Source organism: Roseateles sp. (assembly GCF_036486225.1).
In the GTDB taxonomy this organism is placed as follows: Bacteria; Pseudomonadota; Gammaproteobacteria; order Burkholderiales; family Burkholderiaceae_C; genus Roseateles.
The window spans coordinates 1-15,512 of the sequence record NZ_DASVNZ010000167.1; the positions used below are offsets into that span (position 1 = coordinate 1).

The following is a 15,512-nucleotide window of genomic DNA, read 5'->3' on the forward strand; positions in this document are numbered from 1 at the left end:
GGCCTTCGAGGCGCGCGCTGAGCGCGGCGTCATCGGTGGCATCCAGCTCGGCGCGCTCCAGCGCGCGATCCCACGCGGCGCGCAGCTTCTCGAGCTTGTCCAGCGTCGGTGACAGCAGCGTCAGACGCAGGCCGCCGGGCAGCTCGCGCACCGGCAGCGGACCGATGGCCGGAACGAAGATCGGCGCGCCCTGGAAGGCCGCGTTCCACTGCCGGTCCTCGATGCGGACGCTGATCATCGCGCCCTGCAGCGCGCTGCGCTGGGCGTTCACCTCCGCGCCCGTCGCGGGGGGCGCGCCGGGGCGCGGCGGCGGCGGCTCCTTCAGCGGCTGCGCGATGTGCGGCCAGCCGTTGAACCAGATGTCGCGGAAGGTCGCCAGCTCGCGGTGGTTCAGCAGCTTGAGGCAGCCCTCGATGTGATCGCCGTCAACATGCGTGATCACGAGCAGCTCCAGCTCGCGCTGGTCCTCGGGCAGCGCGGCCAGCCGCTGCGACAGCGCGCCGTACGCGCCGATCGGACCGCCGTCGATCAGCACGCGATGCGGACGCGCGTCGTCGCCGTATTCGAGCAGCAGGCAGTCGCCGTGACGTGCCGGCAGCAGTTCGATGCGGAAGATGTCAGCCATGGCGCGGCGTCCGGTGGCGGCTTGCGTTGAGCGACCTCAGTTCAGCGCGTGTTTCGGATAAGGCCACGCCGCGGACTGGCGTCGCAGCGCCACCTGCGGCGCGCGCGATCTCACCGCGGCGTCGCTGACCGCGTAGCCCCAGTTGATCAGCTCGCACTGCTCCTGCTCCTTGAAGCGGTCGAGCCGGGTGCGGATCGCCGCGAGATCGGCCACGCGCGCCGGGTCGACGGGAAGGCCGGCCTCCTCGATCGCCGGGTAGTCTGCGATGTCGGTGTCGATGGCCCAGAACGCGCCCTTCGCGTCGCCGCGCGCATAGGCCGAGATCAGCATGCGCTTGCGCAGCGCCAGCGCCTGGTTCAGGCCGATGTCCATCGTGCGCATGAGCTGGCGCGGCGCCATCGTGCCGATGCCGGCATCGATGTCGAAGGGCTTGCCCGCGTCGCTGACCAGCACCGTCTCGTAGCGGCCCCAGACGGTCTCCAGCCCCAGGTTGTCGTAGACCCCGCCGTCGGCCAGCATCAGGCGGCGGCGGTAGTCGATCTGGTCATAGAGATCGGCGCCGTCGACCTGGGTGAAGTCCTCGGGCCGAACGTCCAGCTCGATCGGTGCCAGCACCGGCGGGAACGCGCTGGAACAGGCCACCGCCGTGGCCACGTCGAAGCGCGGCTTCGGGATCAGGCCGATGCGGTAGTCCCCGGCGTAGGGCTTGGAGAAGCGGAAGCTGACGCCGGTCGCGTAGTTGGTCGCGTTGAAGACGAAGCGCGGATCGTCCGGCAGCGACTGCAGCGACACGTGGAGGCCCAGGCGCTTGCGGTACTCGTCGGCGACGGCGTCTCCGGCGGAGCGGAAGGGGTTGAACGCGCCCGACAGGACCGAGGCGACATCGATGTTGCGCGCGCAGAACTCGCGCAGCGGGGCGACGACCTCGGCCTCGAAATGCGCGGAGCGGCCGTCTTCGCCGAACGCGAGCCGCGGCCAGCGCACGGCCAGCAGCCCTGAGGCGATCGAGCCGCCCGACACGCTGGAGATGCGGGCCAGCTTGCCCAGCACGCCGAGCTCGTTGAGCCGCCACAGCACGCCGACGTGGAACAGCACGGCTCGGAAGCCTCCGCCCGAGAGGGCGAGTGCGATGCCACTGGTGCGCGTGTCTTTGTCGAAGGGCATCGCGGTCTCCCGCTGTGAGGAATGCCGAGCCTAGGCCTCGGTGCAACGGGTGGCAATCTGCGAAGTTGGGGGTGTCGTCCCGGATGCCGCATGGACACGGGACAGGCGGCGGCGCAGGCGGTCGGTGACCGGCATGCCGAAGATTTCAATCTTGTAATGAAGCTGTGCGTCTGGCGTGGGAGCCCGGTTCCTACAGTTCATCCCAAGCAGTCGGCACAGGGCCGCTGCGGATCTCCTCACCAGCCAGGACGCCGACGGCGGCGCCCGCTCCACGCGAAAGAGCCTCATGAACCGCAAGACCTTCCTCGGCCAGCTGATGGCCACCGCCTTCGTCGCCACCGCGTCCTTCGGCGTCGCGCACGCCGAGACCGACGCCGCGCCGTCCGCCCCGCAAGCGGCGGCCGCGACCGTCAAGTCCGCGCCGGTCGCGGTCCACAACGTCGTGCTGGTGCATGGCCTGTACGCCGACGGTTCCAGCTGGGGCAAGGTGATCCCGCTGCTGCAGGCCAAGGGCCTGCACGTGACTTCGGTGCAGAACCCGCTGACCAGCCTGCAGGACGACGCCGACGCCGTGAAGCGCGCGCTCGCGCAGCAGGACGGTCCGACGCTGCTGGTCGGCCACTCCTACGCCGGCATGGTGATCAGCGAGGCCGGCGCCGACCCCAAGGTCAGCGGACTGGTCTACATCGCGGCGCGCGCGCCGGACGCTGGCGAGGACTATCCCGCGCTGACCCGCAAGTTCCCGGCCGCGCCCGCGGGCGCGGGCCTGAAGTGGAACGGCGACTGGGGCAGCCTGTCGCAGGACGCGTTCCTGAAGGACTTCGCCGGCGACCTGCCGTCCGCCGAGGCGCTCAGCTACTTCGCCGTGCAGCAGCCCTTCGCCCGCGCCGTGGCCAGCGGCAAGACGACCACCGCCGCGTGGCGCATCAAGCCGAGCTGGTACGCCGTGTCGACGCAGGACCGGACCATCAACCCCGAGCTGCAACGCTTCCTGGCGCAGCGCATGGGCGCCGCGACGATCGAGCTGAACGCCAGCCACGTCTCGCTGCTGTCGCAGCCGCAGGCGGTCGCCGACCTGATCGTCAAGGCCGCGCAGGGCCAGCGCTGAGTTGCTGCCGATAATCCGCCCCGTGATGCCCGCGCCGCCGCAGGACAGTGAGTCCGGCGGCGCCCTAGGAGCAGAGATGCGTGTCCTCGTCGTCGAAGATGAACCGAAGCTGGCCGGCTACCTCCGCAAGGGGCTGACGGAGAACGGCTACGTCGTCGACGTGGCGGCCGACGGCATCGACGGCCGCCACCTGGCGCTGAACGGCGAGTACGACCTGATCGTGCTCGACGTGATGCTGCCGGGCATCGACGGCTTCAGCGTGCTGAAGGCGATCAAGGCGGAGAAGGACGTGGCGGTGCTGATGCTGACTGCGCGCGACGGCGTCGAGGATCGCGTGCACGGGCTGCAGGAAGGCGCCGACGATTACCTCGTCAAACCCTTCGCGTTCTCGGAGCTGCTCGCCCGGCTGACCGCGCTGCGGCGCCGCGGCGTGCGTTCCGGATCGGGCGCCGGCGCTGGCGCCGGCGGCGTGTCGGAGACGATGCTGACGCTCGGTGACCTGCAGCTCGATCTCGCGCGTCGAAAGGTGTTCCGCGGCGGGCAGTCCATCGCGCTCACGACCAAGGAGTTCCAGCTGCTCGCGCTGCTGATGCGGCGTCGCGGCGAGGTGCTGTCGCGCACCGTGCTCGCGGAGCAGGTCTGGGACATGAACTTCGACAGCGACACCAACGTCGTCGACGTCGCGGTGCGGCGCCTGCGCGCGAAGATCGACGACCCGTTCGAGACCAGGATGCTGCGCACCGTGCGCGGCATGGGCTACGTGCTGGAAGCGCCGTCGTCATGAGCAGGGGTCGGCTGGGCTCCATCTCGGCGCGGCTCGTGCTGATGCTGGCGCTGGTGGCGGTGGTGGTGTTCTCCGCCGCGGGCTTCCTGCTGCACAAGGCGCTGGAGCAGGTGCTGATCGCCGACGAGCGCGCCGATCTGCTGGGCAAGACCGAGGTCGTGAAGCACTTCATCGGCGAGGCGAGCTCCATGGAGGACCTGCCGATGCTGCGCCGCCATCTGGCGGCGACCAGCGTCGGCGGCCGCTTCCGGTGGAACGTGTGGCTGGTCGGGCGCGACGGCACGCTGCTGTACGGCGCAGAGCCGATGCCGCCGTCGGTGCAGCGCGACGGCGACAAGGTCTGGCTGCGGCGGCAGGACGGCGTCGAGCTGCGCGGCGCGCACTTCCGCCTGCCCGACCATGCCGCGTTTCCGGACGCGCAGGTCTTGATCGGCATGGATCCGCGGCCGCGCCAGCAGATGCTGGCGACCTACGACGACGCGGGGCTGATGGTCGGCGTGGCCGGCGTGCTCTGCACGATCGCGCTGGCCTGGCTGGCGACGCGGCGCGGATTGCGCGGGCTGTCGGCGCTGTCGCGCGAGGCCGAGGTGATCCAGCCCGGCGCGCTCTCGCGCCGCCTCACGCTGCCCGAGGACAGCGCCGAGCTGATGCCGCTGGCGCAGCGCTTCAACGAGGTGCTGTCGCGGATGGAGGAGGCGTGGCACCAGCTGGAAGGCTTCAATGCGAATGTCGCCCACGAGCTGCGCACGCCGCTGGCCATCATGATCAACGGCGCGGAGGTGGTGCTGTCGCGGGACCGGCCGGAGGCGGAGATGCGCGACGTGCTGGAGTCCCACCTGGAGGAGCTGCGCGGCATGGCGTCGATGATCAACGACATGCTGTTCCTGGCGCGGGCCGATCAGGGCGACGCCGCGGCGGACCTCGTCGAGCTGTCGCTGCGCGGCGAGGCGCTGGGCGTGGGCGAGTTCGTCGAGATCCTGCTCGAGGAGAAGCACCAGCATCTGGCGGTCGAAGGCGACCATCGGCTGCCGGTCAACCGCGCGCTGCTCCGTCGTGCGCTGGTGAACCTGCTGACCAACGCGTCGCGGCATGCGCCGGAAGGCGCGACGCTGACGGTGCGGATCGAGCGCGCGCCGGAGGGTCAGGGCGTGCCCGACGGCGCGGAGATCGTCGTGGTCAACCCCGGCGACCCGATTCCCGAGGAGATCCGCCGGCGCATGTTCGATCGTTTCTGGCGCGGCGAGTCCTCGCGCTCAAAGGCGGGGGACCGCTTCGGCCTCGGCTTGGCCATCGTGCGCGCCGTTGCCCGCATGCATGGCGGCGAGACCTTCGTCGAGTCGGCGGACGGCCGGACGGAGATCGGGTTCACCTTGGTCAGGCGGCGGCCTGCGCGCTGAACTGCGTATAGCCTTCCGCACCGCCGCCGAAGTACGCCGACTGCGGCGCATCGAACAGCGGCAGGTTGCCCTTCAGACGCTCGACCAGGTTCGGATTTCCGATGAAGGGTTTCCCGAAGGCGACCATGTCGGCGTGACCCGACGAGGTGGCATCCAGCGCGCGCTGACGGTCATAGCCGTTGTTGGCGATGTAGGCGCCGCCGAAGGCGTAGCGCAGGGCCTCGACGTCGAAGGCATCCGCGCCGTTGCCGGCATGCAGCTGACCTTCCACCACATGCAGATAGGCCAGGCCACGCTCACCGAGCTGGCGGGCCAGATAGCCGTGCGTCTCCGCCGGCGTGCTGTCGATCGGCGTGTCGCCGATCGCGGTCGACAGCGGCGACAGGCGCAGGCCGACGCGGTCCGCGCCCCACACGGCGGTCACGGCATCGACGACCTCCAGCACGAAGCGGGCGCGGTTCTTGATCGAGCCGCCGTACTGGTCCGTCCGGCGGTTGGTGCTGTCGCGCAGGAACTGCTCCAGCAGATAGCCGTTGGCCGCGTGGATCTCCACGCCGTCGAAGCCCGCGACCTTGGCGTTGACCGCGGCGCGGCGGTAGTCCTCGATCAGGCCGGGGAGCTCGGACCGTTCCAGGGCGCGCGGCGCCGACGGCGGCTCGAAGCCGGCCTCGGTGAAGACGACGGTGCCCGCCTGGAGCGCGGAAGGCGCGACCGGTGCGGCCCCGTCCTTCTGCAGGCTCACATGCGACATGCGGCCCACGTGCCACAGCTGCAGCACGATCCTGCCGCCTTCGGCGTGGACGGCGTCGGTGACCTGCTTCCAGGCTTGCACCTGCTCGGGCGTGTAGATGCCGGGCGTCCAGGCGTAGCCGCGGCCCTGGCGGGAGATGTTGGTCGCCTCCGCCACGATCAATCCGGCGGAGGCGCGCTGGCGGTAGTACTCGACGGCCAGCGGCGACGGCACGCCGTCCGAGCTGGCGCGCGAGCGGGTCAGCGGCGCCATCGCGACGCGGTTGCGGACCTCGATCGCGCCGATGCGGCCGGGGGTGAAGAGCTTCTGATCGGACATGGCGGTTCTTTCCAGGGAGTGACAGGACGAAGTCTGGACATCGGCGCCACATTCATCCAATTTATCCGTTGAACAACAGATATGCGTCGGGCAACATGGCTGGATGCGATACGACCTGAACCTGCTGCCGGTTTTCCTGGCGGTGATGGAGGAGCGCAGCGTGACCCGCGCGGCGCAGCGGCTGGGCATCACGCAGCCGGCGCTGTCCAATGCGCTGACGCGGCTGCGGGCGATGCTGATGGATCCGCTCTTCATCCGCGAGCGCTACGGCATGCAGCCGACGCAGAAGGCGGAGGAACTCGCGCCCATCATTGCGGCCGCGCTGGCCAGCCTGGACACGGCGATCCTGGGCCAGCGGGACTTCGATCCGGCGAAGTCGACGCAGCTGGTGACGCTGGCGCCCAACAGCTATGTCGAGCTGGTTCTGGTGCCGGCGATCGTCGCGCGGCTGCGGGAGCAGGCGCCGAACATGGCGGTGAGGCTGACGCCGTTCGGCACCGACCTGGCGGAGACGGGCGTGATCTCGGGCTCGACCGCGATGGTGCTCGGGCGGGTGGTCGATCCGCCGGACAACCTCGTGGTGCAGCACGTGATGGACGACGGGCTGGCGTGCATCGTGCGGCGGGGGCATCCGACGGTGGACCGGAAGATGACGCGCAAGCAGTACGAGCAGCTCAAGCACGTGAACGTACTGCCGCCGGGTCGGCTGCGCGTGGGGCTGTTCCAGGCGCTGGAGAAGCAGGGCCTGAAGCGCGAGGTTGCGGTGTCGGTGACGCACTTCCTGGCGGTGCCGGAAGTGGTGGCGGTCACCGACTACTGCGCGACGCTGCCGGCGCAGATCTGCCGGAAGCTGGCGTCGGACAAGCGCTTGAAGGTGTTGCCGTCGCCGGTGGATCTGGGCACCTTCCCGGTGGAGATCGCGTGGCACGTGAGATACCGGGACGATCCGGCGCATCGGTGGTTGCGGGCGTTGGTCTCGGACGTGGCCGCCGAGGTGGCGGCGCTGGGCGAGGTCGCCTCGACGAAGAAGGGGTGAGGCGCGGCTAGGATGCTGTCATGCCTGCACTCGATCCGACTCCCACCGCCTTCATGCTCGATCTCGACGGCACGCTCGTCGACACCTTGGGCGATTTCGTCGCGGTGCTGAACCGCGTGTTGGCCGACATGGGCCTGCCCGCGGTCGGTCGCGACTTCGTCGAGCACACGATCGGGCAGGGCAGCGAGCACCTGATCCGCAGCGTGCTCACCGAAGTCGGCGCTCCCCAGGCGCACTACGAGCAGGCCTGGGCGCTCTACCAGCGCCACTACGAGGTGCTCAACGGTGAGCACGCCGACGTGTTCCCCGGCGTGATCGAGGGGCTGGATGCGCTGAAGGCGCTCGGCCTGCCGATGGCCTGCCTGACCAACAAGCCCGCGGCATTCGCACGCGAGCTGCTCAAGCGCAAGGGCTTGGACCGCTACTTCGACCGCGTCTTCGGCGGCGACGACTTCGAGCGCAAGAAGCCCGATCCGATGCCGCTGCTCAAGACCTGCGAGGCGCTCGGTTCAGCGCCCGCGACGACCTGGATGATCGGCGACTCCAGCAACGACGCCCGCGCCGCGCATGCCGCCGGCTGCCCGATCGCGCTGGTCAGCTACGGCTACAACCATGGCCAACTGATCCGCGAGGTGCCCGCCGAGCGCTACATCGACCGGCTCGACGAACTGCTCGGCTGAGGGGCGCCTCAGCGCCCGCTGCCCGCCGCGTTCCGGTTGCTCGCCACGGCCTTGGCGCCGCCCAGCAGCGCGACCTTCAGGTCGCTGTCCGCCGGCGACTTGCCCAGCCAGATCTTCAGCAGCACGTTGAAGAAGTCCTCGCCCTTGATCGGCTCGCCCGGGATCAGTTGCCCGTTGACGAAGACCACCGTGCCCGTCCCGGGGATGTAGTCCACGCCGAAGCTCTCGCCGGTCTTGAGCTTCTTCTTCTGCACGAAGATCTCCGACATGCGCAGCACGCCGACGATGGAGCGCCCGAACTCCTCGCGCGTCGCGTTCTGTTCCATGCCCTTGGTGAAGAGCTTGCCCAGCTCCTCGCCGTCGATGTCGCGCAGCATCTGGATGTGGATGCGCTTTGGCCCGGTGTTGGCCAGCACGGCCTCCGGCGTCGTCGCCTTCGCGTTCATGTACAGGCCGGCCGTGTAGACCTTGAAGATCGCCTTGTAGCGGATCCCCGCGCCGTTGAGCTGCAGCTTCTGGCCGGCCACCTCGGCCGTGCCGTCGTACTTGACGCCGGCGAGTTCGATCGGCGCCGGGGCGGCTGCCGCAGTGGCCGCGGAAGCCGCCGCAGGCGTGGACTGGGCCGAGGCCGCGATCGGCGTCGACAACGCGGCCGCGAGCAGACCCGCGGTCATCAGGACTTTGCGCTTGGACATGTGTCTCCATTCCCTCCGGAAGGATCGGCCGACTCCACGGTCGACTCTGACGCGAAGTATCCGACAGCCATGCGAAGCCGGGCCTCCGGGAATCCTCCTGCCCATGCCGCCTGCTACACTGATCCGCACCATGTTTATCACGCGCAAGCACATCAAGGGGTCGAACGACCGGGGAGCCTGGCCCTGGCGATCCTGGTTCGACTTCACCTGAAGCCGCCTGATGCTTGCCACCCGCCGTCCACCCCTATCCCCCGGACGCGGGAACCGTCACACATCCTCTGCACCCTACCGTACGGGGCAGGTCCAACAGGCGACCTGAGTTAGCGCTTGCGCGCGCGTCGTGATGCCCAGCGTCACTGACGACACGCCGCATTCGACGAGAGGTTTGACGACGTGATCACCGAACTGGAATTCCAAAGCCTGGCCGCCGACGGCTACAACCGCATCCCGCTGATCAGCGAGGCCTTCGCGGATCTCGAGACCCCGCTCTCGCTCTACCTGAAGCTCTGCGCCGGCAACGGCCCGGGCCGCCACAGCTTCCTGCTGGAATCCGTGGTCGGCGGCGAGCGCTTCGGCCGCTACTCCTTCATCGGCCTGCCCGCGCGCACCGTGCTGAAGAGCGAAGGCCCCGTCACCCGCGTGATCCGCGACGGCGCCGTGATCGAGACGCACGAGGGCGATCCACTCGCCTTCATCGAGGCCTACCAGCAACGCTTCAAGGTCGCGCTCCGGCCCGGCATGCCGCGCTTCTGTGGCGGCCTGGCCGGCTACTTCGGCTACGACGCGGTGCGCTACATCGAGCCGCGCCTGGCCGACTCCACGCCGGAGGGCGGCCTGCCAACCCCCGACGTGATGCTGCTCCAGTGCGAGGAACTGGCCGTCATCGACAACCTGTCGGGCAAGCTCTACCTGATCGTGTACGCCGACCCCGGCCAGTCCGAGGCCTACTTCAAGGCGAAGAAGCGCCTCACCGAGCTGAAGGACAAGCTGGGCTATTCGGTCGCCGCACCGCGCGTGGCGCGCGCGCAGGCCCATCCGGTCGAGCGCGAGTTCGCCAAGGCCGACTTCCTCGCCTCCGTCGACAAGGCCAAGGCCTACATCGCCGCCGGCGACTGCATGCAGATCGTCTTCGGCCAGCGGCTGAAGAAGCGCTACACCGAGTCCCCGCTGAGCCTCTACCGCGCGCTGCGCTCGCTGAACCCCAGCCCCTACATGTACTTCTACGACATGGGGGACTTCCAGATCGTCGGCGCCTCGCCGGAGATCCTGGTGCGCCAGGAGCAGACGCCCGACGGCCGCAAGGTCACGATCCGCCCGCTGGCCGGCACCCGTCCGCGCGGCGGCACGCCGGAGCAGGACCAGGCGCTGGAAGTCGAGCTCAAGGCCGATCCCAAGGAACGCGCCGAGCACCTGATGCTGATCGACCTGGCCCGCAACGACATCGGCCGCATCGCGCAGACCGGCAGCGTGAAGGTGACGGACGCCTTCGCGGTCGAACGCTACTCGCACGTGATGCACATCGTCAGCAACGTCGAGGGCCTCCTGAAACCTGGCGTGGGCAACATGGACGTCTTCCGCGCCAGCTTCCCGGCCGGCACCCTGTCGGGCGCGCCCAAGATCCGCGCGATGGAGATCATCGACGAGCTCGAACCCGTCAAGCGCGGCATCTACGGCGGCGCCTGCGGCTACCTGAGCTTCGGCGGCGACATGGACCTGGCCATCGCGATCCGCACCGGCATCGTCATGGACCAGGTGCTCTACGTGCAGGCGGCGGCGGGCATCGTGGCGGACTCGGTCCCCGAGCTCGAATGGAAGGAGACCGAGGCCAAGGCGCGCGCGCTGCTGCGCGCCGCGGAACTGGTCGAAGAAGGTTTCTGAAGCTGAAGTGAACGAAGGAGCGACGACATGCTGCTGATGATCGACAACTACGACAGCTTCACCTTCAACCTGGTGCAGTACTTCGCCGAGCTCGGCGCCGAGGTGAAGACGGTCCGCAACGACCAGATCACGCTGGACGAGATCGCCGCGCTCAACCCGACGCATCTGGTGCTCTCGCCCGGTCCGTGCACGCCCAAGGAAGCCGGCGTCTGCGTGCCGGCGATCCAGCGCTTCATCGGCAAGCTGCCGATCCTGGGCGTGTGCCTGGGCCATCAGAGCATCGGCGCGGCGCTGGGCGGCAACATCGTCCGGGCCAAGGTGCAGATGCACGGCAAGTCCTCGACGATCACGACCGACACGCAGGGCGTCTTCAGCGGACTGCCCGACCGCTTCGACGTGATCCGCTACCACTCGCTGGCGATCGAGGAATCGACGATCCCGGCGGAGCTGGAGATCAGCGCCCGCAGCGAGGACGGCGAGATCATGGGCGTGCGTCACCGCGCGCTGGCCGGCACCGCGACGCCGCTGGAGGGCGTCCAGTTCCATCCCGAATCCATCCTCTCGGAGCACGGTCACGCGATGCTCAAGAACTTCCTGGAGTTGGCACGATGAACGAAGGCAGCAAGGCAGCAGGTCAGCGCGGCGGCAACATCGGCGCGATCGTCGATCTGCGCAGCGATACCGTCACCCAGCCCACCGCCGGCATGCGCGCGGCGATGGCCGTCGCGCCGCTGGGCGACGACGTCTTCGGCGACGATCCCAGCGTCAACGCGCTGCAGGCGGCGCTGGCGGAGCGGCTCGGTTTCGAGGCTGCGCTCTTCATGCCCACCGGCACGCAGAGCAACCTCTGCGCGCTGATGGCGCACTGCCAGCGCGGCGACGAGTACATCGTCGGCCAGTACGCCCACACCTACCGCTGGGAAGGCGGCGGCGCCGCGGTGCTGGGCTCCATCCAGCCGCAGCCGCTGAACCACGCGCCGGACGGCTCGCTGCCGCTGGCCGACATCGAAGCCAACATCAAGCCCGACGACGCGCACTTCGCGCGCACGCGGCTGCTGGCGCTCGAGAACACGGTCGGCGGCAAGGTGCTGCCGATGGACTACCTCGCCGCGGCTGCCGAGCTGGCGAAGCGCCACGGTCTGTCGCACCACCTCGACGGCGCACGCATGTTCAATGCGGCAGTGGCGGTCGCGGCGCAGGACGGCAGCGATCCGTACGACGCGGCCAGGCGCATCTGCTCGCACTTCGACAGCGTGTCGGTCTGCTTCTCGAAGGGCCTGGGCGCGCCGGTCGGTTCGGTGCTGTGCGGCTCGCGCGAGCTCATCAAGCGCGCGCACCGCTGGCGCAAGATGCTCGGCGGCGGCATGCGCCAGGCCGGGCTGCTTGCGGCAGCGGCGCACTACGCGCTCGATCACCAGGTGAAGCGCCTGGGCGAGGACCACGCGCTGGCCAAGCGCCTCGCCGAAGGCCTCCAAGGTCTGCCGGGTCTCACGGTCGAAGCGCCGCAGACCAACATCGTCTTCTGCGACGTCGACCAGGGCATCGCCGCGAAGCTGGTCGAGCATCTGAAGTCCGAGGGCGTGCTCACGACCGGGCTGTACAAGCTGCGCTTCGTGACCCACCTCGATGTGGACGCCGAAGGCGTCGACCGCGCGGTTGCGGCCACGCGCCGGTTCTTCAACGCCTGAGCGGGAGGTCCTCATGCCCATCACCGACAACGAGGCGCTGACCCGCGTCATCGAGCACCGCGAGATCTTCCACGACGAGATGCTGTCGCTGATGCGCCGCATCATGAGCGGCGACATCTCGCCGGTCACCGCCGCGGCGATCCTGATCGGCCTGCGCGTCAAGAAGGAGACCATCGGCGAGATCACCGCCGCCGCGCAGGTGATGCGCGAGTTCTCCGTCAAGGTGCCGATCGAGGCCGGCCCGCATCTGGTCGACGTCGTCGGCACCGGCGGCGACGGCGCGCACACCTTCAACATCTCGACCTGCTCGATGTTCGTCGCGGCCGCGGCGGGCGCGCAGGTCGCCAAGCACGGCAACCGCAGCGTGTCGTCCAAGACCGGCAGCGCGGACGTGCTGGAGGCGCTCGGCGTGACGCTGTCGCTGCCGCCGCAGGCCGTGGCTGAATGCGTGCGCAAGACCGGCATCGGTTTCATGTTCGCGCCCAACCATCACCCGGCGATGAAGAACATCGCGCCCGTCCGCAAGGAGCTGGGCGTGCGCACGATCTTCAACATCCTGGGGCCGCTGACCAACCCGGCCGACGCGCCCAACATCCTGATGGGCGTGTTCCATCCGGACCTCGTCGGCATCCAGGTCCGCGTGATGCAGCGCCTGGGCGCGCAGCACGCGGTGGTCGTCTACGGCAAGGACAACATGGACGAGATCTCGCTGGGCGCGGCGACGCTGGTCGGCGAGCTCAGGAACGGCGAGATCCGCGAGTACGAGATCCACCCCGAGGACTTCGGCATGCCGATGGTCGCGAGCCGCAACCTGCGTGTGAGCGGGCCGGAGGAGAGTCGCCAGGTGCTGCTGGGCGTGCTCGGCGACGAACCCGGCGCGGCGCGCGACATCGTGCTGCTGAACGCGGGTGCGACGCTGTATGCGGCCAACGTCGTCGAGTCGATCGCCGACGGCATCGCGAAGGCGCGCGTCGCCATCGAGACCGGCGCCGCGCGCGCCAAGCTGGACCAGTTCGTCGCGGAGACGAAGCAGCAGGCGGCCGCCACCGCCTGAATCAAGAGAATCGTATGTCTGACATCCTGGATCGCATCAACGCCGTCAAGCGCGAGGAAGTCGCCGCTGCGTCGGCGCGCGTGCCGTTGGCCGCGCTGCGTGCCGAAGCCGAATCGCGCGCCGAGCCGACGCGCGGTTTCGTGAACGCGCTGCGCGCCAAGATCGCTGCCGGACACAGCGGCGTGATCGCCGAGGTGAAGAAGGCCAGCCCGAGCAAGGGCGTGCTGCGCGAGGACTTCCGTCCCGCCGACATCGCCCGCAGCTACGCGCAGCACGGCGCGGCCTGCCTGAGCGTGCTGACCGACGCACCGCACTTCCAGGGCTCGGTCGAGTTCCTGAAGCAGGCCCGCGCGGCCTGCGCGCTGCCGGTGCTGCGCAAGGACTTCATGATCGATCCGTACCAGGTCTACGAAGCGCGTGCGATGGGCGCGGATTGCATCCTGCTGATCGCGGCGAGCCTGGACGACGGACTGATGGCCGAGCTCGAGGACTGCGCGCTGGGCCTCGGTCTGGACGTGCTGGTCGAGGTGCACGACGGCGCCGAGCTGGAACGCGCGCTGCGATTGAAGACACCGATGGTCGGCATCAACAACCGCAACCTGAAGACCTTCGAGGTCACGCTGGACACGACGCTCGGGCTGCTGAAGCAGGTGCCGGCGGACCGCCTGCTGGTGACCGAGTCCGGCATCCTCGGCCCCGACGACGTGCGGCGCATGCGCGACGCGCAGGTGAACGCCTTCCTCGTCGGCGAGGCCTTCATGCGCGCGCCCGATCCGGGCGCGGCGCTGTCGGCGCTGTTCCGCTGATGAGTGCGACGCTCAAGACCCTCGACTGGTCGGCCGGTGACGGCTGGCAGCCGCTCATCGACGCCTGGCGCGTGAGTGCCGACGGCCAGCGCATCGAAGGGCTGCTGAAGACGCGCCTCGCCGAAGGCGCGGTGATCTATCCGCCCGATCCGCTGCGTGCGCTGCGCCTCACGCCGCTGACGAACGTGAAGGTCGTCATCGTCGGCCAGGACCCGTATCACGGGCCGGGGCAGGCGGAGGGACTGTCGTTCTCCGTGCCGGTGGGGGAGAAGCTGCCGCCCTCGCTGCGCAACATTTTCAAGGAACTGCAGCGCGACCTGGGGCAGCAGCCGGCAATGTCGGGCCACCTCGGCGAGTGGGCTCGGCGCGGGGTGCTGCTGCTCAACACCAGCCTCACCGTCGAGGACGGCGCCGCCGCCTCGCATGCGAAGAAGGGCTGGGAGTCGCTCACGGACGCGCTCATTGTTGCGACCGCGCAAGACCCGGCCCCCAAGGTCTACCTCCTCTGGGGGGCTCATGCACAGGCGAAGGCGCCGTTGATCGAGGCGGCGGGCCATCAGCATCTGGTGCTGCAGGCCAACCATCCGTCGCCGCTCTCGGCCACGCGCGGTCCTGCGCCGTTCATCGGCTGTGGGCATTTCTCGGCTGCGAGCGACTGGCTCAAAGGGCAGGGCATCGAGTTAGGCTGGTCCCTGGATTGACCGTACTGCCGCGGCCGCTGGCCCTCATCTCCACTGTCTCCCGCAAGCGGGAGAGGGAGCAAGAGGGGATCGGCGGTGCGCCTGCTACGTGGTCCTCCCGATTTCCTGCAGAGCCATAACTGGTACGTTGGTGGTCATAACCACGCAACCCCTCTGAAAGGGGCTTCGGCATCAGGGTTAAGTCCAGTGCGCTACCAATTGACGCTCTGCGTTTTTTGGTACTAAACTGGTATTAATCATGACAAGCCACCCCCTGGCGGACGCCTGGTCCGCTCCTCTGCAAGCCCGATTCGCGGGCGTCCGCTTCCTGGTGGGCGTGGACGGCGGTGGCACCGGCACGCGAGTCCGGTTGAGCGATGTCCACGGACAGCTGCTCGGACAGGGTTGGGCGGGACCGTCGGCGCTGGGGCAGGGCATCGCCCAGGCCTGGCGCCACATCCAGATGGCCGTGCAGGAAGCAGCGGCCAAGGCCAACATCGATCGACTGCCGCTCGGCGAGACCGCCATCGGACTCGGCCTTTCCGGCGCCGGCGTCGCCGCCCAGGCACAGGCTTTCATCGCGCAGCAACCCGGCTACGCCCACATCGAACTCGTGAACGACGGCACCACCACCGTGATCGGCGCGCATGCGGGCCGGCCCGGCGGCGTGGTCGCGGCCGGCACCGGCACGGTGGGCGAGGCGTTGCGCTCGGACGGCTCGCTGGTCTGCGTCAGCGGCTGGGGCTGGATCGGCGGGGACGAAGGCAGCGGCGCGTGGCTCGGCATCCAGGCGATGCGCCTGGCGCAGAAGGCCATGGACGGCCGCGTCGAGGCCGGACCACTGGCCC

Annotated in this window: 15 protein-coding genes and 1 pseudogene; 12 read left to right on the forward strand and 4 right to left on the reverse strand. The window is 69.3% G+C overall.

The genetic code is table 11. The features are described 5' to 3' along the window. Positions 1-625 (reverse strand): annotated as a pseudogene (locus VF536_RS11800) (hypothetical protein); the annotation flags it as partial. 36 nt (positions 626-661) lie between these two features. Further along, positions 662-1,789, reverse strand: a complete 1,128-nt coding sequence (locus VF536_RS11805) for a patatin-like phospholipase family protein (RefSeq protein WP_331615038.1) — start codon at positions 1,787-1,789, stop codon at positions 662-664. A 286-nt stretch (positions 1,790-2,075) separates the two neighbouring features. Between VF536_RS11805 and VF536_RS11810 the strand changes: the two genes are divergently transcribed. The 3 genes from VF536_RS11810 to VF536_RS11820 all read left to right on the forward strand — a co-directional run bounded on the left by VF536_RS11810 (position 2,076) and on the right by VF536_RS11820 (position 5,078). Continuing rightward, entirely contained in the window at positions 2,076-2,897 is an 822-nt protein-coding gene (locus VF536_RS11810) for an alpha/beta hydrolase (RefSeq protein ID WP_331615039.1), read from the forward strand. A 76-nt stretch (positions 2,898-2,973) separates the two neighbouring features. Further along, positions 2,974-3,681 (forward strand): heavy metal response regulator transcription factor, encoded by a 708-nt coding sequence (locus tag VF536_RS11815; RefSeq protein WP_331615040.1) that lies wholly within the window; start codon positions 2,974-2,976, stop codon positions 3,679-3,681. Then, a complete protein-coding gene (locus VF536_RS11820) occupies positions 3,678-5,078 on the forward strand; it encodes a heavy metal sensor histidine kinase (RefSeq protein ID WP_331615041.1) in 1,401 nt (466 codons plus the stop codon). The genes VF536_RS11815 and VF536_RS11820 overlap by 4 nt, the downstream gene beginning before the upstream one ends. Here VF536_RS11820 and VF536_RS11825 read toward each other — a convergent pair. Continuing rightward, positions 5,056-6,147, reverse strand: a complete 1,092-nt coding sequence (locus tag VF536_RS11825; protein WP_331615042.1) for an alkene reductase — start codon at positions 6,145-6,147, stop codon at positions 5,056-5,058. The two genes, VF536_RS11820 and VF536_RS11825, sit on opposite strands and share 23 nt — an antisense overlap. A 103-nt stretch (positions 6,148-6,250) precedes the next feature. Between VF536_RS11825 and VF536_RS11830 the strand changes: the two genes are divergently transcribed. Both VF536_RS11830 and gph read left to right on the forward strand, forming a co-directional pair. Continuing rightward, positions 6,251-7,183, forward strand: a complete 933-nt coding sequence (locus VF536_RS11830; protein WP_331615043.1) for a LysR family transcriptional regulator — start codon at positions 6,251-6,253, stop codon at positions 7,181-7,183. Positions 7,184-7,203: 20 nt separating this feature from the next. Then, positions 7,204-7,863, forward strand: coding sequence for a phosphoglycolate phosphatase (gene gph / locus VF536_RS11835; RefSeq protein WP_331615044.1), 660 nt, complete (start codon positions 7,204-7,206; stop codon positions 7,861-7,863). An 8-nt stretch (positions 7,864-7,871) separates the two neighbouring features. Here gph and VF536_RS11840 read toward each other — a convergent pair whose 3' ends face one another. Then, positions 7,872-8,558 carry a chalcone isomerase family protein gene (locus tag VF536_RS11840; protein ID WP_331615045.1) on the reverse strand — a complete coding sequence of 229 codons (687 nt, stop codon included), beginning with the start codon at positions 8,556-8,558 and terminating at the stop codon, positions 7,872-7,874. A 393-nt stretch (positions 8,559-8,951) separates the two neighbouring features. Between VF536_RS11840 and trpE the strand changes: the two genes are divergently transcribed. The 7 genes from trpE to VF536_RS11875 all read left to right on the forward strand — a co-directional run. Then, positions 8,952-10,436, forward strand: coding sequence for an anthranilate synthase component I (gene trpE / locus VF536_RS11845; protein WP_331615046.1), 1,485 nt, complete (start codon positions 8,952-8,954; stop codon positions 10,434-10,436). Positions 10,437-10,463: 27 nt separating this feature from the next. Then, positions 10,464-11,048 carry an aminodeoxychorismate/anthranilate synthase component II gene (locus tag VF536_RS11850; protein WP_331615047.1) on the forward strand — a complete coding sequence of 195 codons (585 nt, stop codon included), beginning with the start codon at positions 10,464-10,466 and terminating at the stop codon, positions 11,046-11,048. Beyond that, positions 11,045-12,124, forward strand: coding sequence for a low-specificity L-threonine aldolase (ltaE, locus tag VF536_RS11855; protein WP_331615048.1), 1,080 nt, complete (start codon positions 11,045-11,047; stop codon positions 12,122-12,124). Before VF536_RS11850 ends, ltaE begins: the two co-directional genes overlap by 4 nt. Positions 12,125-12,137: 13 nt before the next feature. Beyond that, entirely contained in the window at positions 12,138-13,178 is a 1,041-nt protein-coding gene (gene trpD / locus VF536_RS11860) for an anthranilate phosphoribosyltransferase (RefSeq protein WP_331615049.1), read from the forward strand. A gap of 14 nt (positions 13,179-13,192) precedes the next feature. Further along, complete coding sequence (trpC, locus tag VF536_RS11865) at positions 13,193-13,984, forward strand: indole-3-glycerol phosphate synthase TrpC (RefSeq protein ID WP_331615050.1); 792 nt, start codon at positions 13,193-13,195, stop codon at positions 13,982-13,984. Further along, positions 13,984-14,685, forward strand: coding sequence for a uracil-DNA glycosylase (locus VF536_RS11870; RefSeq protein WP_331615051.1), 702 nt, complete (start codon positions 13,984-13,986; stop codon positions 14,683-14,685). The genes trpC and VF536_RS11870 overlap by 1 nt, the downstream gene beginning before the upstream one ends. A gap of 238 nt (positions 14,686-14,923) precedes the next feature. Next, the coding region (locus tag VF536_RS11875; protein WP_331615052.1) for a BadF/BadG/BcrA/BcrD ATPase family protein at positions 14,924-15,512 on the forward strand (589 nt) is incomplete at its 3' end.

Bases quoted from the DNA above. Each gene is read 5' to 3' on its own strand.
- VF536_RS11840 (WP_331615045.1), bottom strand. From the start codon at position 8,558: ATGTCCAAGCGCAAAGTCCTGATGACCGCGGGTCTGCTCGCGGCCGCG.
- VF536_RS11815 (WP_331615040.1), top strand. From the start codon at position 2,974: ATGCGTGTCCTCGTCGTCGAAGATGAACCGAAGCTGGCCGGCTACCTC.
- VF536_RS11805 (WP_331615038.1), bottom strand. From the start codon at position 1,789: ATGCCCTTCGACAAAGACACGCGCACCAGTGGCATCGCACTCGCCCTC.
- VF536_RS11810 (WP_331615039.1), top strand. From the start codon at position 2,076: ATGAACCGCAAGACCTTCCTCGGCCAGCTGATGGCCACCGCCTTCGTC.
- ltaE (WP_331615048.1), top strand. From the start codon at position 11,045: ATGAACGAAGGCAGCAAGGCAGCAGGTCAGCGCGGCGGCAACATCGGC.
- VF536_RS11850 (WP_331615047.1), top strand. From the start codon at position 10,464: ATGCTGCTGATGATCGACAACTACGACAGCTTCACCTTCAACCTGGTG.
- VF536_RS11830 (WP_331615043.1), top strand. From the start codon at position 6,251: ATGCGATACGACCTGAACCTGCTGCCGGTTTTCCTGGCGGTGATGGAG.
- VF536_RS11870 (WP_331615051.1), top strand. From the start codon at position 13,984: ATGAGTGCGACGCTCAAGACCCTCGACTGGTCGGCCGGTGACGGCTGG.
- VF536_RS11820 (WP_331615041.1), top strand. From the start codon at position 3,678: ATGAGCAGGGGTCGGCTGGGCTCCATCTCGGCGCGGCTCGTGCTGATG.
- gph (WP_331615044.1), top strand. From the start codon at position 7,204: ATGCCTGCACTCGATCCGACTCCCACCGCCTTCATGCTCGATCTCGAC.
- trpC (WP_331615050.1), top strand. From the start codon at position 13,193: ATGTCTGACATCCTGGATCGCATCAACGCCGTCAAGCGCGAGGAAGTC.
- trpD (WP_331615049.1), top strand. From the start codon at position 12,138: ATGCCCATCACCGACAACGAGGCGCTGACCCGCGTCATCGAGCACCGC.
- VF536_RS11825 (WP_331615042.1), bottom strand. From the start codon at position 6,147: ATGTCCGATCAGAAGCTCTTCACCCCCGGCCGCATCGGCGCGATCGAG.